The sequence below is a fragment of the Legionella sp. W10-070 genome, from assembly GCF_900640175.1.
Classification (GTDB): Bacteria; Pseudomonadota; Gammaproteobacteria; order Legionellales; family Legionellaceae; genus Tatlockia.
On the sequence record NZ_CAAAJC010000018.1, the window covers coordinates 13,261 to 36,484 of the forward strand.

A 23,224-nucleotide genomic window follows, 5' to 3' on the forward strand; every position below is an offset into this window, starting at 1 on the left:
GTCATCACGCTGATTCCCGCATTGTAGACTGCATAAGGTTAAGTGCCAGCTGGCCAATATTACCAGCCCCCTGCATTAAGATAACACTGCCATCCGTTGTCAGCTCGTCCAGGATTTGTTCAAAATTTTTATCATTTACTAACCTTGCGTTCGGTTGGCGTTGGCTGATTTGCTGCAGCAGCGTTTCACTGCTTATTCCAGGGATAGCCTGTTCACCTGCGGAATAGATATCCATTAGCAATAACTCATCAGACAGGCTTAACGCATTAACAAACTGCGTAAACAAGGACTTGGTGCGGCTGTAGCGGTGAGGCTGAAACACATGAATCAGGCGTTTATTTGGCCACACGCGACGAAAAGCATCAATCGTCGAGACAATTTCCTGCGGATGATGGCCATAGTCATCGACAACAATCGCTGAACCACGTCCAAACTGTCTTTCGCCAAGCATTTGAAACCGCCTGCCTACCCCCTGAAATTTGAACAAACCGTTGGAAATTGCCTGATCATCAACGCCTAATTCGGTAGCAATGGCAATTGCAGCCAAAGCATTCAAGACATTATGCCGACCTGGCCATTGGAATTTAATCTTTAAAGGCTGGTGAGGAATAGGCCGCAGGACGGTAAACTCACTTAGCAAACCGTTTTGCGTCCAGTCTATAGCCCGATAATGAGCTTCTTCACGAAAACCATACGTTCGCGCAGGCCTTTGAATGGCAGGCAAAATACGATTGACTTCCTCATCTTCAATACAAAGGACAGCTAATCCGTAAAAAGGCAAATGATGTAAGAATTCAATAAAGGTATTGCGCAACTTATCAAAACTGTCATCATAAGTACCCATATGATCAGCATCAATATTGGTGACCACCGCCATCATTGGCTTTAAAAATAAAAAAGAAGCATCACTCTCATCGGCCTCGGCAATAAAATATTCAGACTTACCCAGCTGGGCATTTGAACCACAACTATTTAGTTTGCCACCAATAACAAAGCTTGGATCCATGCCCCCCTCAGCCATAAGACTACTCACCAGGCTGGTTGTGGTGGTTTTGCCATGGGTACCGGCAATAGCAATCCCATGTCGAAAACGCATCAGTTCGGCAAGCATTGCCGCACGAGGAATAACGGGGATCGATTGTTCCTGTGCTGCGATAATTTCAGGATTATCAGCACTCACTGCCGTGGAGCGTACCACCACATCGGCACCGATGATGTTCTCAATTCGATGCCCCACATGCACTTTGATACCTAACGATTGCAGCCGTTGCACAGCCCGGTTTTCACCCAAATCCGAGCCTGTGATCCGATAGCCTTGATTATGTAATACCTCAGCGATGCCGCACATGCCAACACCACCAATACCAACAAAATGAATCTGTTCTACTCGTCCCATCCTTGGCGATAGAAAATGTCCTACGTTATTCACAAAATTCCCCTTACTTGGGAGTCTGGCTGCAAATGGTGATCAAATCATTCATAGTCAGTCTCAAAAATTGGCGGGTCTTGAAGGTTAACCAGTCCTTAAACCCAAAGATTGCCAACGATTTTCATGGTCAATACGCAATAAAAGTGCAATTACGGCGCAGTTAACTACCATACTGGCACCGCCATAACTTAACATAGGCAATGTCAGTCCCTTGGTAGGCAATAGTCCCGAATTGACCCCCATATTAATAGTAGCCTGTAATCCTATCCAAAAGGTTAAACCATAAGCTGTAAAGGCAGCAAACAAACGCTCCTGGCTATAGGCGGTAAAACCAATTAACATACCTCTGATAACTAATATACTATATAAAATCAATACTAATAGTACTCCGGAAAGCCCCAGCTCTTCAGCTAATACCGCAAACAAAAAATCGGTATGCGCTTCAGGTAAGTAAAATAATTTCTGCACACTATCGCCTAAACCAACACCTAAAAACCCACCTCGGCCAAAGGCAATCAGTGATTGCGTCAGCTGATAGCCACTGTTAAATTGATCAGCCCAAGGGTCAAGAAACGCAGTTAAACGTGCAAGACGATAAGGTGAGGAAACAGCAAGCATTACCAAAGAACAACCAACAACCAGCAATAATCCGATATAATAACGTAATTTTACCCCCGCCAAAAATAACATCGCCATTACCGTTCCGGCAATGACTACAGTGCCACCGAAATCAGGCTCCAAAAGCAATAAAACAGACACCAGCCCGAGAACAACCATTGGCTTAACAAAACCAACGATATTCTGGCGGACACTTTCCTGCTGCCGCACCAGATAGCCTGCCATGTAGAAAATCATCGTGACCTTGGTTAGTTCGGAAACCTGAATACCGATGGGCCCCAGGGCAAGCCAACGCCTGGAACCATTCACTATACGGCCAATACCCGGAACCAAAACCATAAATAGCAAAAGCAGGCATACCAGCAATAAAGGGACGCTGATTTTTTCCCAAATAGTGCTATCTATGCGCATGATTATCAGTGCTGCCAGAAAGCCGACAAAAAGGTAACAACTTTGCCTGATAAGAAAATGAAAGGGTTGATGGTAGTATTTTGTTGATATCATAATGGAGCTGGAAGCGACCATCATCAAACCCACAATCAACAGGCCAAGGGCAGCCCCCATAAGCCATTTATCGTAAAGCGCGATGGGTCTGCTGACGGGCTTTCCCCTCAAGTTATAATGCCTGGGATGCATGGTGCTCACAATTTGCCTACTAACTGGGTATATACTTCACCACGGTGATTAAAATCACGGAACATATCAAAACTTGCACAGGCAGGTGATAATAAAACGACATCACCAGGTTTCGCCTGTTCTTTGGCCAGAGCAACGGCTCCATCCAATGACAAAGCGTGTAAAACAGGCACCACATCAGAAAGGGCGCTCTCAATTCGCTCGGCATCTTCACCAATCAGTACTACCGAACGAACATAGTCGCCAACAGGCAAGCGTAACTCCTCGAAATCTGCGCCCTTTCCCTGGCCGCCGGCAATTAATACTATTTTCCCTTGCATGGAACCTCCTATTCCGGAAATTGCAGAGATAGTCGCCCCTATATTAGTCCCCTTGGAGTCATCAATCCAGTCAACTCCATTTAACCGCCTTATCCATTGGCAACGATGAGGCAGGCCGCTGAACGATTGCAATGTTTTAACAATAGTGTTAAACCCTATTCCTGCCGCTGCTGCAAGGGCACTTGCAGCCAAGGCATTTTGCCAATTATGTTTGCCTTTAATCAGAAGCTTATCAACAGCCATAAAGCAATCAGTCCCTTGGGCCAGGTAATTGACTCCATTTTTTTCTATAATACCCCAACCACCTGCGGTTGGTTCATGAAGACTGTAACTGGCTATTGCTGTCTGAGAAACCAATGAAGCATCAGGGATAGTTTGCCTGTCGTCCCGATTGTATAAAAGAAATTGAGCCTGCCGATAAATACGCTGCTTCGCCTTGATGTAAGCTTCAAGGCTATGATGCCGATCAAGATGATCCGGTGAAATATTAAGGATAGTTGCGGCAACTGCTGCCAGGGAATGAGTCAAATCCAACTGGAAACTTGATAACTCCAGAACCCATAGATCATAATCTTGCTGATCATCAAGCAAATCAAGTACAGGGGAACCAATATTACCGGCAACCGCAACCGAAAATCCTGCTGCTTTGGCCATTTCACCGACTAAGGTGGTTACTGTAGACTTACCATTAGTGCCGGTAATTGCAATAATGGGGGCTTTGACTTCCCGTGCCAGACATTCAATATCGCCAAATATCGGTATATCCAAACTTAAAGCGGGCCTTAAAAAAAGCTCATCTAAAGAAATCCCCGGACTAAGGATAATACCCGTTAGCTGGTTATAAATGGTGGCAGGCAGCTCCCCCAGAAACACTTCGACTCCGGGAAATTCAGCAATAAATTCGGCTAAACCTGCAACCTGCCGCCGGGTATCGAATACTACAAAAGGTTGGCAGCGGCGCTTCAGATAACCAGCAATCGAACGTCCGGTTTTTCCCAATCCTGCGACCAAATAAAGTGTGCTCATCTTGTACCTAACGTAGTTTTAAGGTTGCCAGACCACAAAGAACAAACACCACGGTCATAATCCAGAAACGAACGATAATTTTAGGCTCAGACCATCCCTTTAATTCAAAATGATGATGAAGCGGCGCCATGCGAAATAAACGCTTGCCCCCCGTATACTTAAAATAACCTACCTGCAAAATAACGGATAGGGTTTCAATAACAAATAAACCACCCATGATCAAGAGTACTAACTCTTGTCTGACGATTACAGCAACCATCCCCAAAGCAGCCCCCAGGGATAAAGAGCCGACATCCCCCATGAATACCTGGGCAGGATAAGTGTTGTACCAGAGAAAACCAAGGCCAGCACCGACAATAGAAGAGCAAAAAATAGTCAGCTCTTCGGTATTGGGTACGTAGGGAATAGCCAAATAATGGGCATAAATCGCATTGGAACTTGCATAGGCAAAAATGCCCAGGGCTCCGGCCACCATCACGATGGGCATTATTGCCAGGCCGTCCAAGCCATCAGTTAAATTTACCGCATTACTGCTGCCTACAATAACAAAATAGGCTAAAACAGGAAATAAAGGGCCAAGGTTGATGAGTATGTCTTTAAAAAAAGGCACAGTAAGCTGCGTTTGCACAGCAATTTCTGCATTCCAATAAAGATAAAACACCGCCGCAAGCGCAATGACTGACTGCCAGAAATACTTCCAACGGCCTGGCAAACCTTTGGAATTTTTACGAACCAGTTTGCGGTAATCATCAACCCAGCCTACCAACCCAAATCCGGTGGTAACCAATAATACCAGCCACAATGCAGATTGCCTCAAATCACCCCAAAGCAAACAACTGGCAATAACTGCCAACAGGATAAGCACACCGCCCATTGTAGGGGTTCCTGCCTTTGATAAATGGGTTTTTGGTCCATCATCACGCACCATCTGACCAATCTGCAAATTCCGAAGCCAGCGAATCATCAGCGGACCGCAGAAAAGTCCGACCAGCAACGCGGTTAACGCCGCTAAGATCGAACGGAATGTCAAATATTGAAATACTCTAAACGCATGATACTGCCCCTGCAATATCTGCGTTAACCAGTAAAGCATGTTCCACACCTCATAAGAAAGTTAGGGGTAACACCCCGTTTCCGGGGATAGATAATAAGCCGTCTCATGCAGTTTATGAGCCGCATAAAAAGCCGCCAAGCATACCATATCTCAATGCTTCAACCTATTAGTTGATGTACAATTTTCTCCATCTTCGAGGCCCGTGAGCCTTTTACCAGTACCGTTGTATCGGCATCAAGCGTTAAAAGCAAATCCCGGACCAACGCCTCCTGGTTATTATAATGCCTGGCATTCTCTCCAAATATGTTGCTCGCATACTCACTATCCACGCCATAAGTTAGCAGTAAATCAACGCCCTGATGCAAAGCAACATGCCCCACTTGCTCATGATGTTCACGTGTCCAGGAGCCAAGCTCTCCCATGTCTCCTAAAACAAGAATACGGCGCCCCTGACGCCTGGCCAAAATATCAACCGCAACCAATACAGAGTGGAGGTTGGCATTGTAGGTATCATCGATAACCAGGGAATTATTTTTACCGTCAAGAAAGGTCATTCGCCCAGCGACACCACGAAATTGATTTAAACCGCTAACGATATCAGCCAACCCAATCCCTGCCGCATAACAACAACAAGCGGCAGCCAGAGCGTTACGCATCGTATGTTCACCCGGGACCTGCATCATCACCCTGGCTTCACCCAAAGGCAGAACCATCTCAAAATGTGCACAGCCCCGCTCATCGTAGGCAATATTTTTTGCATAAACATCGGCTGTTTTTGTCAGTGAAAAACGCAAAACTTGCTTATCGCCAAGCATCTCATCCCAAAAATGAGCATAATCATCATCTTCATTGACTACGACCGTCCCTACTGTCGCTGCATAGATCTCCCCCTTTGCCCGGGCAACACCCTCAATCGAACCAAACTCGCCAATATGCGCCGGAGCAATGTTATTAATCAGGGCGATGTCAGGCTTGACCAGCCCGGCCGTATAAGCAATTTCCCCTATGTGATTGGCACCCAGCTCAAAGACTGCATATCGATGCTCGGTCTTTAATTGCAACACGCTAAGTGGCACACCAATATGATTATTGAGATTCCCGAGTGTTGCATGAGCAGGCTTTGGCAAGATTGACGCAATCATGTCCTTCACCGTTGTCTTGCCATTGCTGCCTGTTAATGCAATCACCGGACAAGTGATTGTCTGGCGATGCCAGGCAGCAATTTGTGCCAATGCCTTCAAGGTATCCTTTACGATAAACTGGGGAATGGATACCGGCCTGCTCGCCTGAGTGCAAACAACAGCAATAGCCCCCTTTGCTGCTGCTTCCTCAATAAAATCATGCCCGTCAAAGCGCTCGCCTTTCACGGCAATGAATAAATCGCCGGACTTAACCTGACGGCTATCAATCGTTACACCAGTAATGACTGCATTACTGTCACAAGAACTATTCAGTACTGAGGCTATTTGAGTTAAATTCATGATGCATTCGGGCTGTTAAAACCCTAGTGTACTCATTATTAGTTAAACCTTCCAGATGGCATATTCATACCCTGCCATCCTCTATGTTCGTTAGTTTGAAAGTCCGATAAGCAGGTTCACTGCTTTTTCCTGTTCTGCAGGGGTTATCTTGATGGCAAGCACTTTTGTGCGCGAAGCCGCACCACGCACAATCGTTAGCTGCTTTTGTGGAATCCTCAATAACTTTGACAAGTATTGAATTAGCATTTTATTGGCTTTGCCACCCTGGGGGCTTGCTTTAAGGCTAATCTGCAAGCCTTCTTTAACGTCCAGGGCAATTGCATTTTGCCTGGCATCAGGCTTAACCCTGACTTGCACCAGGAGTTGCTCTGGGGTGGCTTTAAGCCAGGGATAACTCATCAACCTCCCTGATATCGAGTAAGCGATAATAGTAAGCCATCCTCTCTTTCGTCAGTGGCTTGCGCTTATCATCAAGCAGATAGGTATCCAATCCGTCACGCAGTTGTTTTGCTGTTTCATACATAATGTCGAAGCGTTCTGCATCGATCGTAGGATTGCCTGAAGAATGCATAAACAGACAAAGTCCCCGTACGCTGAAAGCGCCGATATTCTGTAAATCAAAAACACCGCTTGCTGTCGCTGCAGCCAGGCTGCAAACTATCGGCCCCTGACCATTGGGATACTGGTGGCGATGAAACAAGCTGCCTTCCCCAAAGCGCAAGCCAGCAGCCAGGATTGTCTGCAACAGCTCATAACCGGCCAATTGCCGATTTTCTTTAGCCAACAAAAACATCATTAAGGATTTGCCTGACTCAGAGTTTCCGGTTTGTAACTCCTCTTTTAACTCACCAATGGCCGGTTTTTTTGCATTCGTCTGCGCCGTAACGTTCTTGTCTGTCTCGCTTTCAGCCACATTGTTAACCTTGCGCACAGCAATGATATCATCGAATTGCCTGCTTTCTACCTGGCCTAGCGAAGGTTGATAATTGACGGGGTTTAAATTCTGCCGTCTTACCTTCATCAAACGCCCTATTGCAGCCACCACGCCAACTAATAATAAAATATTAAGGATAAGACTCCAGTTTGCCCCCATTTTAACTCCTGGTTATGCGGCTTCGATCCATAAGCCGCTTCAATTAACACCCTCTGACGAACTCATCGATAAGGCCTGCTCTACATCTACTGCAACCACTCGCGAAACCCCTGGCTCACGCATGGTCACCCCAATTAAATGATCAGCCAACTCCATGGTTACCTTGTTATGAGTAATAAACAAGAATTGCACGAATTGGGACATCTCTTTTACCAAAGTACAAAAACGCCCGACATTTACATCATCCAGCGGCGCATCAACTTCATCCAACATACAAAATGGCGAAGGGTTAAGCTGAAAAATTGCAAATACCAGTGCGACCGCAGTCATTGCCTTCTCTCCACCAGAAAGCAAATGAATTGTACTGTTACGTTTACCTGGCGGCTGTGCCATCACCAGGACACCGGCTTCCAATAGATTATCACAAGTTAGCTCCAGCATGGCACGACCGCCGCCAAAAAGTCGTGGAAAAAGGGATTGGAAAGCGGTATTGACCTCACTAAACGTGGCTCGCAGCCGCTGTTCAGTTTCCCTGTCCATTTTTTTTATGGCCGCATCCAGTGTTGTCAATGCTTCCACAAGATCCTGGTATTGATGATCCAGGTGTTGCTTGCGTTCCAGCTCGGCCTGATATTCTTCAACAGCCACCAGGTTAACTGCCCCTAAGCGCTTTATTTTATCGGCAATGTCTTCCAGTTCCTTTTCACGCATACTTTGCGTAACCCCGACAGGAAGTCCTGCAAGTAACTGCTCTGTGTCGGCATGGAATTCTGAAAGCGATTCAAGGATACCACCTGCACGCACAGCAAGTGCCTGCTCCTGCATTTGCTCCTGTTGCATTCTTTCCTGTACACCCTGAGCATTTTTTTCTTCCGCTCGTACCGATGCCTCAAGGGATTCTAATTGTCTGGATAAAGCCTCTGTCTTTTCGCGATAGCCGCTCAACTGGCTCTCCAATTTACCATGTTGCAGTACCTTTTCTTCCAATATATCACTCAGCGTTGACCCAGGCGTTTCAAGTTCAACCAGGCGGCTTGCTAAAATTTCCATCCGCTCGTTTAGCATGACCAACCGTAATTGCTCACGTTTGACATTTTCACCAAGTTGCTGGGTTTTTATTTTCTCCCTGTCATATTGCAATTGGGTTTGATGCAGAATACTCCGCGCCTCTTCAACTGTCTGGCTCTGCCTGGACAAAGCCGACTCCCAATTTTTTTTCTCATCAGTCAACTGGCGCTGTTCCTGCTCATATTGCGTCATCATCAGAGAAGCGGCAGACAGCAACCGTTCTGCATTATCCTGCTCTAAAGCCAGTTCTTCCAAACTTAACCTGAGATCTTCACTTTCTTCAACCAACAACGCCTGTCTTGTTTTTGCCTGCTCAACTGCCCGCTCCTTCTCTCTAATCACCGCTTCACAGGTTCTAACCTCATCGCGCAGCATTAATAATTCCTGCTTGATTGCATCCAGGGCCTGCTCGCTTTGTCTGACTTGAAGCTGGAGGTTATCCCGCGTCATTTTCAAGACGCCAAGCTGCTCTTGTGTCGTGGCAAGTGCTTCATCCAGTGCAGCTAAAGCCTCTTGCCGTGCCAATAAACCAGCCTGATCCTGCTCGCCTGGATTTGCAATTTTGACCCATCCTTTTGCTATCCAATAACCATCAGCAGTCACAATGGATTCGTCATCGCTTAAATCAGGCAACCATTCTCTGGCTTGCGTTAAGTTGATGGCCGTGTAAATTTTGTCAAGCCGATAAGGCCAACAAGGATTGAGCCCTTTAATTTTATCAGACAAGCGGGGATGATTGGATTTTCCACCCGTTTGCAGCGCCTCTGTCAGGAACGCCATCGAAGCCGATACATCCTCGATTTTTGGCCACAACTCGTCCAAAGTCTCTAGAAAAACCGCTTGTAACCCTTCAGCAAAAACCAGCTCACAGGCATATCGCCACGGCTCATCAACCCTGATTGCTTCCACCAGCCTCGGTTTATCTTTCCAGACACCTGTCCCTTCCTCATGATTGTCATTTCGGCCCAAAGCAGCCTGTTGTGCTGCATATAAACCGGCCTGCTCCGTCGTTAATTGATGAATTTTATCCTGCATCTGATGAAGCAATATTTCATTTGCAGATAACTGTTCGCGGCCCTTGGTTGATGCATCTACGATTTGTTGATAATCATCTTCTTTCTGTTGCAGCCCAACTCTCAGAGCTGCCAAGGATGAGCGCTTCATTTCAAGCGCCTCGAGCAAAGGCTCTGCCTCGTTTCGTGCCTGCTCTTCTGCCATTTTTTCCAGCCTTGACAGACTCTGCTGACGCTGTTGTGCAATATGCTGGATACGAACCTGCCCGACTTGAATTTCTCGCTGTGTATTGTGAAAGGCTTGCTGAACTTTCTGGTCTTTTTCAGACCACTCCATCTGCTGTCGTTGCAATTCCATTAACAATTGCTGCTGCTTAACCAACAGCGCTTGCTGTTGGTCTAAATTTTGTTGCAACTGTTGAGCAACGTCCTGGCTGATGCTTATCAGCTCATTATCCTGTTGAATCTGGCTGGTTGCACTCTGCCAGTCAGTCTGCATCTGTTGCTGATCCGCCTTGAGCCGTTGTTTTTCACGTTGATTCTGTTGAACGCTTTCTTCCAAACGGGCAATCTCTGTTGCCAACTGGTAAAAGCGCGTTTGAATCTGCTGAAAAACGTCATTGTCTTGACGTAGTTTTTCCCGTAATGTGGCACTTTGACTAAAGGCTTCCGTTATATTCGCCTGGTACTTCTCGTATTCAACTGCCAGCTGCCTGATTGTATTCTGCCTTACCAACTGCTCTTCAGTTAAGGATTTCCATTTGAGTGCTAAAATTTCAGATTTGCACAAACGTTCACTTGCTTTTAACGCCTTATAACGCTCAGCAGCCTTTGCCTGTCTTTCAAGCCGGTGCAGCTGCTTATCCAGCTCCTCACGAATATCAGCCACACGGGCTAAATTGTCCTGAGCATGAGTCATGCGCAGCAGCGTCTCACGACGACGTTCCTTGTATCTGGATACCCCGGCAGCTTCTTCCAGATAGCCCCTTAATTCTTCTGGCCGCGCCTCGACAATACGGGAAATGGTACCTTGGCCAATGATTGAATAACCGCGAGCCCCCGCGCCGGTTCCCAGAAACAGATCGGTAATATCCTTACGACGGCAACGGCTGCCATTTAAAAAATAACAGGACTCGCCGTCACGGCTCACAACCCGTTTAACAGCAATTTCCTGATAGCTTGCATACTGACCTTGCAGACGGCCGAGGCTATTATTAAAAATTAATTCAACAGAAGCCTGTCCCACGGCCTTTCGCTGGCTCGAGCCATTAAAGATGACATCAGTCATCGATTCGCCCCGCAGGCTCTTGGCAGAACTCTCACCCATTACCCAGCGCACTGCATCAATCACATTGGATTTTCCACACCCATTAGGACCAACAACAGCAACTAATTGACTTGGAAAAGGCACTACAGTGGGGTCAACGAAGGATTTAAATCCCGCCAATTTCAGCTCTTTTAATTGCATCAGGAACGCAAAAGAAAATAAATTGCCGGAATTGTAACCTACAAATAGTCTGCAGGAGAAGAACTGATTCGGACCAGGTCAGAATTCTAGTAACACGGTACCCCAGGTATAACCGGCACCAAATCCGCTGAGTAAAATTAAATCTCCTTTCTTGATTTTTCCTTCCTGGAAAGCAGCATTGAAAGCAAGCGGGATAGAAGCAGCGGAAGTATTGCCATGCTTATCAAGCGAGATCAGTATTTTTTCCATCGGGATATCAAGATTATGTGCTATCGCTTTAAGAATACGGATATTTGCCTGATGAGGGATAAAATATTTAATATCCGTTGTAGTTAATTTGTTAAATTCTAAAGCCTGCTGAATCTCATTACTAAACCGTTCAACTGCTTGTTTAAAAACCTGCTTCCCATTCATTTGCAGGTAGGGCTTGTTCTTTGCCATTCCTTGCATGCCTTGGCCAACCCCCCAGGGTATCTGCAGCTCCTCGACTCCAGCCCCATCAGAGCCAAGCTTGCAATAAAAGATTCCCCTGCCATCATCCAAAGGAGAACGCGATAATAAAAAAGCACCAAAACCATCACCAAACAAAATAGCCGTTGCTCTGTCTGTCTTATCAATAATTTTAGAGAAAACATCACATCCAAGGACTAGAGCGTAGTTAATGTCGGGATTGGCCTGCATGAAATAATAAGCACTGGACAGAGCATAAACAAAACCACTGCATGCAGCCTGCATATCAAAGGCAATCGCATTATCGATACCCAGTTTTCTCTGCACCATTGCTGCACTGCTCGGCATCAATTGATAGGGGGTAGTTGTGGCGATGATAATTAAATCAATTTGCTGGTTGGAAATGCCTCCTCGGTTAATCGCAGTCAATGCTGCCTGACAGCTGCAATCAATAAAATTTTCATTATCATCCAGTATGTGGCGTTCTTTTATACCCGTCATCTGGCTAATCCAGTTATCCGTTGTATCTAAAAGCACTTCCAACTCTTTATTTGTCAGCGTTTTGTTAGGAAGATAACCACCACAAGACAAAATTTTTATAGCTTCCATTAATTATCCCAACCTCAAAATAGTCATAATTACTTAAACAGACTCCAAACTGCCATTCTGGCTTTCCTGCTCAGGTATCAAAGACTCTGTCAATACAGACAGGTAGCTGACATAGATTTTACTTAGTGTAGGATACCTAATTGATGTTTTCAATTTTTACAAACTGCTTTTTTTTGGTTTTATGCGCCATTTTAATGCCAACCCGCTTTAATTTTTTCGCTATTTTTAACCGATTTAACCAATGATTCCTGTTGGCTTTTAAATGATTTTAGTTTTGATTTAATTGATTAATTCTGCTTAAATTAACCTTTGATATTTATTAAAAAATGACTTTAACCTCTCTATCCGCAGAATGCATCAACCGAGGCAGGAAAAAGATCAATAATATATATACAGATGAAAGCAAAAAAAAGCCTGCAGTGGGCGATAGATTTCTCATTAATAATGACTTATCACTGCTCTTAATGAGATTTTATTTGCTAAGCTTTAATGATTAAGTCGCACTACTTTTAGGAGACCGGATGACAACAGATACAGAACTAAGCGATCTCATGCATTCCGTTGCCATGAAAAGCTTACAAATGTTGGAAGGGTTTAAGCAGCAACCCATGCAGTTACCCAATCTTCTCAAGCAATATATCGAATTGACCAAAGATTACCAGGCCTTATTGACGGTGTTATTCAAAAACCCTGAACAACTCTGGCAAATGCAGATGGCTTATTGGCAAGATGCTTTAAATCTGGCACAGGAACAATTTAATCATTGGCTTGAAGGCAAACCCATGCCTATTCAAGATCGGCGTTTTAGCGCCGAAGAATGGGTGAATAATCCGTTCTTTAACCTGTTAAGCCAGCATTACTTGTTAGCCAGCGAACACTTAAATTCCTTGCTGGATCGGCTGGACTACGGTGATAAACAGCTTGGCAAAAGAGTCCGTTTTTTTACCAGGCAATATCTTGATGCGCTATCACCTGCCAATTACTTGCATACCAACCCCGAGCTAATGGCAGAAACCATACAAAGTCATGGCAAGAACTTATTACGAGGCCTGGAAAATCTGCTCACGGATATGGAAGAGGGTTCTTCCCGCCTGATTATTAAGATGACCGATACCAATGCTTTTACAATTGGAGAGAATATTGCCACAACGCCCGGGAAGGTGATTTATCGCAATGAGATGATAGAGTTAATTCAGTTCCTTCCGCAAACAGAGAAAGTCCGGGCAGTGCCGCTTCTAATCGTTCCACCCTGGATTAACAAATACTATATCCTTGATCTGAGCCAGCAAAACTCATTTATTGGCTGGCTGGTGAGTCAAGGGATCAGCGTCTTTGTCATTTCCTGGGTGAATCCTGATGCCAGCTATGCTCAAAAAGGCATTTATGATTACCTTAAGGATGGGCCTCTGGCCGCCATACATGCCATTCAAAAACAGCTTGGTGTCGAGCAAGTCAATGTTCTTGGCTTTTGTATTGGAGGAACATTAATCGCCTGTATGCTCGCTTATTTAAAAGCACTTAATGAAAATCCAGTACGTAGTGCAACCTTCCTTGCCTCAATGATTGATTTCAGTGATCCGGGTGACATCTCTGTATTTATCGATGAGCAGCAAATTGGCCGCATTGAAGAAGAGATGCATGCCAAAGGATTTCTCGATGGCCGCTTTATGGCCAGTACATTTAACTCTTTAAGAGCCAATGACCTGGTCTGGTCCTTTTTTATAAAAAATTACCTGCGAGGCAAAGACCCCGTACCCTTTGATATTTTATATTGGAATGCCGATGCCACCAATATGCCGGCCAGAATGCACTCCCAATATTTGCGCTGGATGTACTTGCATAATGACCTGGTAAAACCAGGCAAAATTCATCTGAACCATGTCCCCTTGGATATTACTCAAATTGATACCCCAACCTTTTTTGTCTCGACACAGAAAGATCATATTGCACCCTGGCAAACTACTTATTTAGGTTTCCAGCTCATGAAGGGGAAAAAACGGTTTTTATTAGGCGGTTCGGGGCATATTGCCGGTATTGTTAACCCCCCCAGCAATAATAAATACGGCTTTTATCGGAACAACAGTGCGAATCAAACCGCCGAGGAATGGTTAGCTAATGCCACTCACCATCCTGGTTCCTGGTGGCCTGAATGGCTTGACTGGCTTAACAAAGAATCGGGTTCCTTAATTACTGCGCCTGATTTAACTCAATTGCCATTTAAAGCAATCATGGATGCCCCCGGAAGTTATGTCCTTAAAACCCATAAGGCAGGTAAGGAAAACCTGCTGCCTGGGGATTATTTAAAAGAGCTGTTACCTTCTAAAGAAACATCGGCATCGTCTGAATCATCAGAAGAGACTGCCTGATAATAAAAAAGACATTTTATGCTGGGCATAAAATGTCTTTTAAAATTCAGTTAAAAACTTAAGCGATACTTACAAGTAATAGCTTATTTTTTAATTTCAGTTTTGCTTTTTACTTCCTGTACTAGAGAAAGCATGGCTTTTTCCATAATTTGGAATGATTTTTGTAGATAATCAAGTGCCTTATGTCCATTTTCAATAGCCAGACCAATTTGCTTTTCCAACAATTCCTCAGGTTTTTTTACATTTGCCAATTCTTCTGGCTTGATGTAATTTAACCCTTGTAAAGTTTCCACATTAAGTTTAGCTATGGCCTGAAGAGGTTCTTGTACCTTTTTAGCCATCTCACTCCAGTTTTCAAAATATGCCTGTGTCATAATTCTCTCCCGTATGTTGCACTGCACAATTCAGAGAATAGTAGCTTAATATGCATGTGTCAAGGGATGGGGGCGATTTTTTTTGCGTTGCACAATAAAAGAGCTCCCGTAATTAACCCTTAAAAAACCCTTGCCACTGGGTAAAAAATTGCTGCATTTGCTGATTCCAGAAAGCGGTTGCCTTCTGATAGTCATTTAGATAAGGGTTTGCTTGCAGCAAATTTTTCATGTTTGCAAACATCTGCTCTAACACCTCTTTAAACGATTGGCTCATTGGATGATTTGCAAACACAATCAATTGGCGCAAAACGTCTGCAGATAGAAATTTTGTCGCCCCGCTTTCCATCTCCACAAAAATTTGCAACAATGTTGCATTGGTTATATCTTTGCCTGTAACGGAATCTTCTACCCGGAAAGCTAATCCTTCCACCACATAATGCTGCAATTCGTCAACCGTGATATATTGGCTTTTTTCTGTATCGTAAAGTCTGCGGTTTTTATATTTTTTTATTAATCTTGCCATGCTTTTCTCAATGTAGGATCCTCAGGAGGCTGATGCCTCCCGAATACACTTCCTTACAGGCTCTCCAAGGTTGCCATATTCGCCATGACAGCCTAATACATGTGCAAACCGCCATTAATACTCAGGTTTGCCCCAGTAATATAGGCGCTCTTTTCGTCTGCTAAAAATTCGACTACCCAGGCAATCTCTTCTGGTTCAGCCAGGCGCTTGGCAGGAATCAAATCGATAATGGACTGCAAAATATCAGCTCTTATTCCTTTCATCAACCGAGTATCGACATAACCAGGAGAAATACTGTTTACGGTAATATTTTTTGACATAAGCTCCTGGGCAAGGCTTTTGGTAAAACCATAAACTCCCGCCTTGGATGCCGCATAATTAGCTTGAGAAAATTGGCCTTTCTGAGCATTCACCGAAGAAATATTAATAATACGTCCGCTTTCCTGCTCGCGCATTTGCTCAACAACATGACGGGTTACATTAAACATACTATCAAGATTTACCCTTAGCACCTGATCCCATTGTTGTTTGGTCATCTTGGTAAACACTGCATCTCTGGTAATGCCAGCATTATTAATTAAAACATCTGCTCGACCAAATTCAGAGAGGATATCCTTAATAACTGCTTCGCATTCCTCAAAATTGGATACATCCATTTTCCTGTAAAACACATTTTGATAGCCCTGCTCTTCCATCTCGGATTGCCATAAGCCTGCCTCCCGCTCAGGAAGTACATCCAGTGCAATAACTTTCCCGTAAATAGAGCTTAGTTTCTTGATGATGGCTGTACCGATATCTCCGGTCCCCCCTGTGATTAACACTACCTTTTCTTCTTGCATGCTTTTCCTTATTCTCTTGAGAACCAGCTGCTGCACTAATACTGATAATACGTTGATTCCCCCTCCATAAAAGGGAGCAACCAACGGCTATCAGATACCAAATAATTTACATATACTGGCCACCATTGATGTCTATATTCGCCCCGGTAATAAATCCGGAAGCAGGAGATGCCAGGAAAGCAACCGCATCGGCTATTTCCTTTGGAGTGCCCAAACGGCCAACAGGAATATTAGCAATAATATTATTTAAAACCTCTTCCTTCATTGCAGCCAGCATTGGCGTTTTAATGTAGCCAGGAGAAACCGTGTTAACAGTAATCCCCTTTGATGCCACTTCCTGAGCAAGACTTTTTGTAAAGCCAAAAAGAGCAGCTTTGGATGCTGCGTAATTACATTGGCCAAACTGTCCTTTTCGCCCATTGATTGAGGAGATACTTATGATCCGGCCATAACCCTTTTCAAGCATGGCAGGCAAGATATTACGGGTTACATTAAATACACTCGTCAGGTTCGCATCAATAACTTGTTGCCATTGCTGGGGACTCATTTTTTTAAAACTGGTATCCACAGTAATTCCAGCATTATTAACCAACACGTCGATATGACCATACTTTTCAAGAACAAGGGCTGCCAGTTTCTCGCAATCTGCATAATGAGCAATATCAGCATAAAGGATATCGATATCATAACCTGCTGCTTTCTGTTCTTCCTGCCAACGCTTGGCTTCCTCGTGCTTTCCATCTTTAAAATAACAGGCAATGACCTGATAATCATCAGCCAGGCGCTGACAGATAGCCGTACCAATCCCACCAGTTCCTCCCGTGACAACAGCAATCAATTTCTCCATAAGTAACGCCTCCTTCAAAACATGATTGGGATCATTACTTCAAAACAAAAGCAGATGATTGTCAATCTTCTTTGCCAATAATTATAATTTTAGCATTAAAATAAAAGCTTAATGCCAGGTTCTGTGCGCTTCGATAAAGATAAGCGCACAGAACCTAAAACTTAAGATAGGAAAAACCAGAAATAAATAATGAAGCTCATCAAGATTGAAGTAGTATTACCAGAATTTACCTGGCGGAAATTGGTGGCATCATCCAAGCGCAAGCACCGGAAGAGGCCTCCAAGTGACAATGACTACAACCTACGCTTTCACTGGTTGAGGGACATACCCTTTAATTTGCAGAGCAAATTGACGTAACGCGTCTAAACCAGACTCCTCTGCCTGCTTGCACCATTGCTGTAAGGCATCGACCAGTTCTTTTTGGGACGTTGCCGTTTTTAACCAAATATTTTGCAAGGACTGGCGAAAGCTATAAACCAGCTGCAACTGCTCTCGGCTGGCTAACAGGGCATGCAAACGCAATCTTGCACGTGGCGACAATAAGCTGTCCTGCAACCTTAGCAAACGGCCTGCTCGTTGGAACAGATGCTTATCCTTATCCGCCAGGCTGCGTTTTTCATCCTTAAGGATAGGGCGTACCACACGTTTGTAATACTGGGACATAATTTGGAATCGATTGCCAATCACGGCTTTGACTGTCTCCAAATCCACATGTAACTTGCCTTCTTCCATTGCCAGTTTGGGCGGCAGTTTTTTTACTTTGGCAAGCCTTAAAAAACAAAGGCAACGGATATATAGCCAGCCTATATCAAATTCCCACCATTTCATCGAAAATTTGGCCGAGGAGGCGAAGGTATGATGATTATTATGCAATTCTTCCCCACCAATCCAAAAACCCCATGGGAAAATATTCGTAGCAGCATCCGGACATTCATAATTTCTGTATCCCCAATAATGGCCAATACCATTTACAACGCCTGCTGCATGAATTGGGATCCACATCATTTGAATAGCCCAGATTGTAATGCCCGGAAGACCAAACAAGAGTAGGTCGAGAATAAACATTAACAAAATACCCTTGGCGGAAAAGCGTGAATATATATTCTTTTCAACCCAATCATTAGGCGTTCCATGCGAATACTTAGCGATCATCTCTCTGTCTTTCGAGGCTTCCCTGTATAATTCAGCTCCTTGCCAAAACACTTTTTTTATACCCAGTACCTTAGGGCTGTGCGGATCACCTTCAATGTCGGTAGTCGCATGATGCTTGCGGTGGATAGCCACCCATTCAGCGGTAATCATCCCCGTAGTTAACCATAACCAAAAACGAAAAAAATGGCTAACCACTGGATGCAGGGTCAATGCACGATGTGTTTGATGGCGATGCAAATAAATAGTAACCGCAGCAATTGTAATTTGCGTTAGGATAATTGTTGCCAGTACATAGCCCCAAAATGATAAGTCCAAAACACCATAAACCATAGATTTACTCCACTCAATCAATTATAAGAGCACTCAGGTGTTATCGATTCACACAAGCGCTTTCTTCTATAATACCACATATTGGACAATTAGCATTGCATACGTCCGACTTGTGAACGATAATTAAAGAAAGTTTACGATACTTCAAGGTGGCTAAAACCTGCTGCCCCAGAATCAAATCCAACAGCAAATAGCGGCTGATTAAGCGAGAACAAGCCACCAATGATGATAAACCCTGAACATTACAGCCTACTAACTCATTGTATTACCCCAGGAACTGGTTATGAATGAAAAATTACGTCATCTTTTACAACCGTTAATCCCTTTCCTTATCATCGGAATTGCAATTGCCCTGGTAATAGGATTATTTATCCTGTTCTCTTATGTTTTAGTATGGGGTTTAATTATAGGCGGTATTCTCTGGCTGGCAGCTCTGGTTAAAAGTTATCTCTTTCCCAGCCGTAAACCAGCTGATGCCAAGGGTCGGATTATCGAACACCAAGATAAAGATTGATGCCTGAGCTACCTGAGGTTGAAACAACAAAACGCGGTATAAGCCCTTACCTCATCAACTCGACTATTACCGCCGCCATTGTCAGGCAGCCGCAACTGCGAGCATTAGTTACTCCTGATTTAAATCATTTATGCTCCGGACAATCCGTATTGGCTGTAGAACGCCGCGCAAAATATTTATTGCTGCAACTTACTCAGGGGCATCTTCTTATTCATCTAGGCATGTCCGGTCACTTACGCTTGATTCAGGGTGGGGTAGCTGCAGGAAAACATGATCATATCGATTTACTGCTTGGCAATGGCTATATCCTCCGTTATAACGACCCCCGACGATTCGGGCTTTGGCTTTACTGTGCGGACAATCCTTATAAACACCCCTTATTAGCGCATTTAGGCCCAGAACCACTCTCTGAAACATTTAACAGCTGTTATTTAAGCCAGCAAGCTTATAAAAAGAAGCAAAGCATTAAAGCGTTCATTATGAGAAATGAGATAGTTGTGGGAGTAGGTAATATCTATGCGACCGAAAGTCTCTTCCTTGCAGGAATCCACCCTCAAACACCAGCAGGCTCCCTGGATCAAAAGCAATGTCAGCAGCTTGTTGTCCGTATCAAGCAAGTGCTTAGGCAGGCGATCCATGCTGGCGGAACAACGTTGCGCGATTTTTATGCCATTGATGGAAAGCCCGGTTATTTCGTTCAGGATTTAAAAGCCTATGGCCGAAAAGGTCTCCCTTGTCTGCAATGTAATTCTTTGATTCAGACAATCAGCATCGGAGGACGTAATTCTGCCTTTTGCCCTGTCTGTCAGCCGAATAATTTATAATTTAATAATTACTTCCGCTGGGAAAGTTAAAATACATGAAGTATCATCAGGCAAATTATTGCTAATATTGTTAAAATTATGAGAATCAGCAAGCTACGTACCCAATGGATCATATTGTTGTCCATTTTCTACACTGCTTCCACCTGTATGCAAGCGATCTTCAAGCGGCTCGCCGGTTCAATCAATCGCGATTGGGTAAATAAAAAAATTCATCGCTGGAGCAACCGTTTACTTGATCTTGTTGGGGTAAAACACAAGGTAATTAACCCGCACCAGGTGGAGCCTCAGCCTGGCCATGCGACTATCATCATGTGCAATCATAGTAGCTTATATGATATACCGCTTAGCTTTAAAGCCTTCCCTAATCATTCCATTCGTATGTTAGCTAAAAAGGAATTATCCAAGATTCCCTTGATGGGAAAAGGCATGGCAGCTGCAGAGTTCCCTTTCATCGATCGTAAACATCGACGCCAAGCCATAAAAGATTTAGAAGCTGTCCGCAAACTTTTGCAAAGCGGCATTGTGATGTGGATAGCTCCCGAAGGAACCCGCTCTAAGGATGGCAAGCTTGCCCCTTTTAAAAAGGGAGGATTTATTACCGCCATTGAAGCAAATGCAACGATTATTCCCATCGGGATTCGGGGAGCCTACGACATTTTACCAGCAAGGACCACGCGTTTTAACATTAACCAGACAGCTGAAATCCACATTGGCAAGGCGATTGATGCCTCAAAATACAGCCTTGAAAATAAAGAGGAGCTGGTAGACCTTATATTCCAATCAATTAAAAATTTAACAGGTGAGCAATCGCATCCTCAAGATTTAAAGGAAACGTAAAAACCCAATTCATCTCTCAACCTTATCATGGCAGCCCAAAGCTATGACATTGCAGGCTCAAACTGCGGAGAGGCAACTGCTAATGGGCAAGACCATAACCGTTGGTATTTGTCGTGACAACCGTTGATTGGCCTATACTTCTAGGGTCAGACGCAGCAGTGAGAAGATTCGTTTTTTTATCCCAACTGATGGCCTGCATGTCCCCATAATATTGCTTCAAAGCCATCAGCTGATACCCCATCGCTTTTAACTCCGCCTGCAGCTCGGGAGAAAAGGTCTCCGGCTCAAACTGTAGCCAATCAGGCAGATACTGATGATGAAAGCGCATAGAGGAGGCCATTGAGATTGCTCCCTGATAATCATTAAAGACAAGCGATGCAAGTAATATCATAGTAGGAATACGGCTGCCTCCAGGTGTTCCTACAATAGCAACACGCCCGGGCATCTCCAAAAAGGCAGGCGCCATGCTTGAGAGCGGCCGCTTGCCTGGGGCAATGCTGTTTTTCTCGCTGCCAACAAGCCCGAAGACGTTTTTTTCTCCAGGTTTAATGGAAAAATCATCCATTTCATCATTTAGCAATACGCCTGTGCCTGCTGCTATGACACTGGAACCAAATATAAAATTGACTGTGGTTGTTGCAGAAACGCGGTTACCTTCGCTGTCCAATATAGAAATATGGGTCGTATTCTCACTCGGCTCATGAATTTCGTCACCTTGCAACAAGGTACTTGGCGTTGCCTTATCAGGATAGATGAGCGTTCTTAGTTGTCTTGCATTCTCAAAAGATACCAGCCTCTCAACAGGCACTTTTACGAAATCAGGATCTGCCAAAAACTGAGTACGCTGCCAATAAGCAAGCCGCATTGATTCTACTAAATAATGCACCCATTGTGCCTTAGAAAAATTTTTTAGGGGATAATCAGCCAAAATATTCAGCATGGTTAATAGTGCAACGCCTCCAGCTGATGGTGGGGGGGCTGTAATAATTAGCATGTTGTGATAGGCTCCCAGCAAGGGTTCACGAATTTTGACCTGGTATTGGTGCAGATCTTTTAAAGTCCATATTCCTCCGGTTGCCCGTACAGCCCGCACCAAACGTTCAGCGACGTCACCACGATAGAAGCCGTCATGCCCTTTCTTTGCTAATAGTTTCAACGTCCTGGCCAAATCAGGTTGCTTTAAACACTCACCTGGTTGATAGGGCTTGCCGTGGTGAAGAAAAACAGCAGCCGTATCAGGAAAACGTCGCAGCATTTCCAGCCGTCCCGGCATGGTGGAATAATAATAAAACGGTTGATCGACAGTAAATCCCTCTTCTGCAAGATGAATTGCCGGAGCCAATGTCCTTGATAAGGGCAGGCGGCCATAATGCTCAGCGATATAAACAAGTGCTGCAGGCTCTCCTGGAATGGCAGCAGCCAACCCACCATTTAACGATAAGCCCGGTACTGGTTTACCCTCAGCATCGAGAAACATCTCTTTATGAGCAGCAAGAGGAGCGGCCTCACGCCCATCAATAAAAATATTTTTCCCTCCTTGCTCCTGATGCAACAGCCAAAACCCTCCGCCACCCAAGCCGGAGTGGTAAGGAGCAACTACCGCAAGTGCCGCACTGACAGCAATGGCTGCATCAAATGCATTCCCACCGGCAGACAGAATTTCCAATCCAGCCTTAGTAGCTAATGGATGAGCAGCTGCCACAGCATACCCGGAAGGCTTATCCGCATATTGCGCATAAACAAAATTAGTCAAAAGCAATAACAGCAATCCTGATGCGATCCTCATGTCGTATGCTTTTTTCGGTCATCAAAAGCGCGCACCACTGCAGGAGGAACAAACTGGGAAACCTCCCCGCCCAATTGTGCAATTTCACGAACCAGGGTGGAGGAAATAAACAGCAAATTCTCGGAAGGCGTTAAAAATAAAGTCTCTACTTCTTTTGCCAATTTTCGGTTCATGCCTGCCAATTGAAATTCATATTCAAAATCATTAACCGCTCTCAAGCCTCTTAAGATAATCCCTGCATTCTGTGCCCGCACAAAATCTATTAGTAAGCTATCAAAACCTACCACAGCAACACCTGGTAAATTTCCCAATGCTTCTTTTATCAGATTAATGCGGGTTTCCAGGGAAAAATACGGGCGCTTGGCACTATTGCTCGCTACAGCAACGATCAATTCAGGGAATATCTTAGCCGCCCTGCAAATAATGTCTATGTGACCATTGGTTACCGGATCAAACGTACCTGGGTAAATTGCTTTATGCTTCATAAGAACAAATTTTTAATGATAATTGTGGAGTCTAGCGTATTGTACCTGGAAAAACTATTACCTCAGATGTATTGGATAGAAT

Annotated in this window: 20 protein-coding genes; 4 read left to right on the forward strand and 16 right to left on the reverse strand. The window is 44.4% G+C overall.

The window, feature by feature from the left end:
* Positions 1–4 precede the first annotated feature (4 nt).
* The 9 genes from murC to E1O65_RS08795 all read right to left on the reverse strand — a co-directional run bounded on the left by murC (position 5) and on the right by E1O65_RS08795 (position 12,265).
* Entirely contained in the window at positions 5–1,429 is a 1,425-nt protein-coding gene (murC, locus tag E1O65_RS08755) for a UDP-N-acetylmuramate--L-alanine ligase (RefSeq protein ID WP_133133229.1), read from the reverse strand.
* A gap of 84 nt (positions 1,430–1,513) precedes the next feature.
* Positions 1,514–2,683 (reverse strand): putative lipid II flippase FtsW, encoded by a 1,170-nt coding sequence (gene ftsW, locus E1O65_RS08760; protein ID WP_165474943.1) that lies wholly within the window; start codon positions 2,681–2,683, stop codon positions 1,514–1,516.
* Positions 2,684–2,688: 5 nt separating this feature from the next.
* Positions 2,689–4,029, reverse strand: coding sequence for a UDP-N-acetylmuramoyl-L-alanine--D-glutamate ligase (murD, locus tag E1O65_RS08765; RefSeq protein ID WP_133133231.1), 1,341 nt, complete (start codon positions 4,027–4,029; stop codon positions 2,689–2,691).
* Between the two features lie 7 nt (positions 4,030–4,036).
* The gene (gene mraY / locus E1O65_RS08770; protein WP_133133232.1) at positions 4,037–5,122 is read right to left on the reverse strand and encodes a phospho-N-acetylmuramoyl-pentapeptide-transferase; all 1,086 of its coding nucleotides are present in this window, start codon (positions 5,120–5,122) and stop codon (positions 4,037–4,039) included.
* A gap of 119 nt (positions 5,123–5,241) precedes the next feature.
* Complete coding sequence (gene murF, locus E1O65_RS08775; protein WP_133133233.1) at positions 5,242–6,564, reverse strand: UDP-N-acetylmuramoyl-tripeptide--D-alanyl-D-alanine ligase; 1,323 nt, start codon at positions 6,562–6,564, stop codon at positions 5,242–5,244.
* Positions 6,565–6,654: 90 nt separating this feature from the next.
* Positions 6,655–6,963: a DUF167 domain-containing protein gene (locus E1O65_RS08780; protein WP_133133234.1), complete on the reverse strand. Its 309-nt coding sequence runs from the start codon at positions 6,961–6,963 to the stop codon at positions 6,655–6,657.
* The gene (locus E1O65_RS08785) at positions 6,944–7,657 is read right to left on the reverse strand and encodes a cell division protein ZipA C-terminal FtsZ-binding domain-containing protein (RefSeq protein WP_133133235.1); all 714 of its coding nucleotides are present in this window, start codon (positions 7,655–7,657) and stop codon (positions 6,944–6,946) included. The genes E1O65_RS08780 and E1O65_RS08785 overlap by 20 nt, the downstream gene beginning before the upstream one ends.
* Before the next feature lie 39 nt (positions 7,658–7,696).
* Positions 7,697–11,206 carry a chromosome segregation protein SMC gene (gene smc / locus E1O65_RS08790; RefSeq protein WP_133133236.1) on the reverse strand — a complete coding sequence of 1,170 codons (3,510 nt, stop codon included), beginning with the start codon at positions 11,204–11,206 and terminating at the stop codon, positions 7,697–7,699.
* 78 nt (positions 11,207–11,284) lie between these two features.
* Positions 11,285–12,265 (reverse strand): beta-ketoacyl-ACP synthase III, encoded by a 981-nt coding sequence (locus tag E1O65_RS08795; protein ID WP_133133237.1) that lies wholly within the window; start codon positions 12,263–12,265, stop codon positions 11,285–11,287.
* 521 nt (positions 12,266–12,786) lie between these two features.
* Between E1O65_RS08795 and phaC the strand changes: the two genes are divergently transcribed.
* Positions 12,787–14,631 (forward strand): class I poly(R)-hydroxyalkanoic acid synthase, encoded by a 1,845-nt coding sequence (gene phaC / locus E1O65_RS08800; protein ID WP_133133238.1) that lies wholly within the window; start codon positions 12,787–12,789, stop codon positions 14,629–14,631.
* Positions 14,632–14,714: 83 nt separating this feature from the next.
* Here phaC and E1O65_RS08805 read toward each other — a convergent pair whose 3' ends face one another.
* The 5 genes from E1O65_RS08805 to E1O65_RS08825 all read right to left on the reverse strand — a co-directional run bounded on the left by E1O65_RS08805 (position 14,715) and on the right by E1O65_RS08825 (position 18,696).
* Positions 14,715–15,005: a phasin family protein gene (locus E1O65_RS08805; protein WP_133133239.1), complete on the reverse strand. Its 291-nt coding sequence runs from the start codon at positions 15,003–15,005 to the stop codon at positions 14,715–14,717.
* 112 nt (positions 15,006–15,117) lie between these two features.
* The gene (locus E1O65_RS08810; RefSeq protein ID WP_133133240.1) at positions 15,118–15,528 is read right to left on the reverse strand and encodes a polyhydroxyalkanoate synthesis regulator DNA-binding domain-containing protein; all 411 of its coding nucleotides are present in this window, start codon (positions 15,526–15,528) and stop codon (positions 15,118–15,120) included.
* A gap of 92 nt (positions 15,529–15,620) precedes the next feature.
* A complete protein-coding gene (phbB, locus tag E1O65_RS08815; RefSeq protein ID WP_133133241.1) occupies positions 15,621–16,367 on the reverse strand; it encodes an acetoacetyl-CoA reductase in 747 nt (248 codons plus the stop codon).
* 106 nt (positions 16,368–16,473) lie between these two features.
* Positions 16,474–17,214 carry an acetoacetyl-CoA reductase gene (gene phbB, locus E1O65_RS08820; protein ID WP_133133242.1) on the reverse strand — a complete coding sequence of 247 codons (741 nt, stop codon included), beginning with the start codon at positions 17,212–17,214 and terminating at the stop codon, positions 16,474–16,476.
* A 300-nt stretch (positions 17,215–17,514) separates the two neighbouring features.
* A complete protein-coding gene (locus tag E1O65_RS08825; protein WP_133133243.1) occupies positions 17,515–18,696 on the reverse strand; it encodes a fatty acid desaturase in 1,182 nt (393 codons plus the stop codon).
* 283 nt (positions 18,697–18,979) lie between these two features.
* Between E1O65_RS08825 and E1O65_RS08830 the strand changes: the two genes are divergently transcribed.
* The 3 genes from E1O65_RS08830 (at position 18,980) to E1O65_RS08840 (ending at position 20,871) form a co-directional block, all read left to right on the forward strand.
* Positions 18,980–19,210 carry a hypothetical protein gene (locus tag E1O65_RS08830; RefSeq protein ID WP_133133244.1) on the forward strand — a complete coding sequence of 77 codons (231 nt, stop codon included), beginning with the start codon at positions 18,980–18,982 and terminating at the stop codon, positions 19,208–19,210.
* Complete coding sequence (mutM, locus tag E1O65_RS08835; RefSeq protein WP_133133245.1) at positions 19,210–20,034, forward strand: bifunctional DNA-formamidopyrimidine glycosylase/DNA-(apurinic or apyrimidinic site) lyase; 825 nt, start codon at positions 19,210–19,212, stop codon at positions 20,032–20,034. The genes E1O65_RS08830 and mutM overlap by 1 nt, the downstream gene beginning before the upstream one ends.
* A gap of 78 nt (positions 20,035–20,112) precedes the next feature.
* Positions 20,113–20,871 (forward strand): lysophospholipid acyltransferase family protein, encoded by a 759-nt coding sequence (locus tag E1O65_RS08840; protein WP_133133246.1) that lies wholly within the window; start codon positions 20,113–20,115, stop codon positions 20,869–20,871.
* Positions 20,872–20,950: 79 nt separating this feature from the next.
* Here the strand turns inward: E1O65_RS08840 and ggt are convergent, their stop codons facing one another.
* Both ggt and coaD read right to left on the reverse strand, forming a co-directional pair.
* Positions 20,951–22,657, reverse strand: a complete 1,707-nt coding sequence (gene ggt, locus E1O65_RS08845) for a gamma-glutamyltransferase (RefSeq protein WP_133133247.1) — start codon at positions 22,655–22,657, stop codon at positions 20,951–20,953.
* Positions 22,654–23,142, reverse strand: a complete 489-nt coding sequence (gene coaD / locus E1O65_RS08850) for a pantetheine-phosphate adenylyltransferase (protein WP_133133248.1) — start codon at positions 23,140–23,142, stop codon at positions 22,654–22,656. Before coaD ends, ggt begins: the two co-directional genes overlap by 4 nt.
* Positions 23,143–23,224 lie beyond the last annotated feature (82 nt).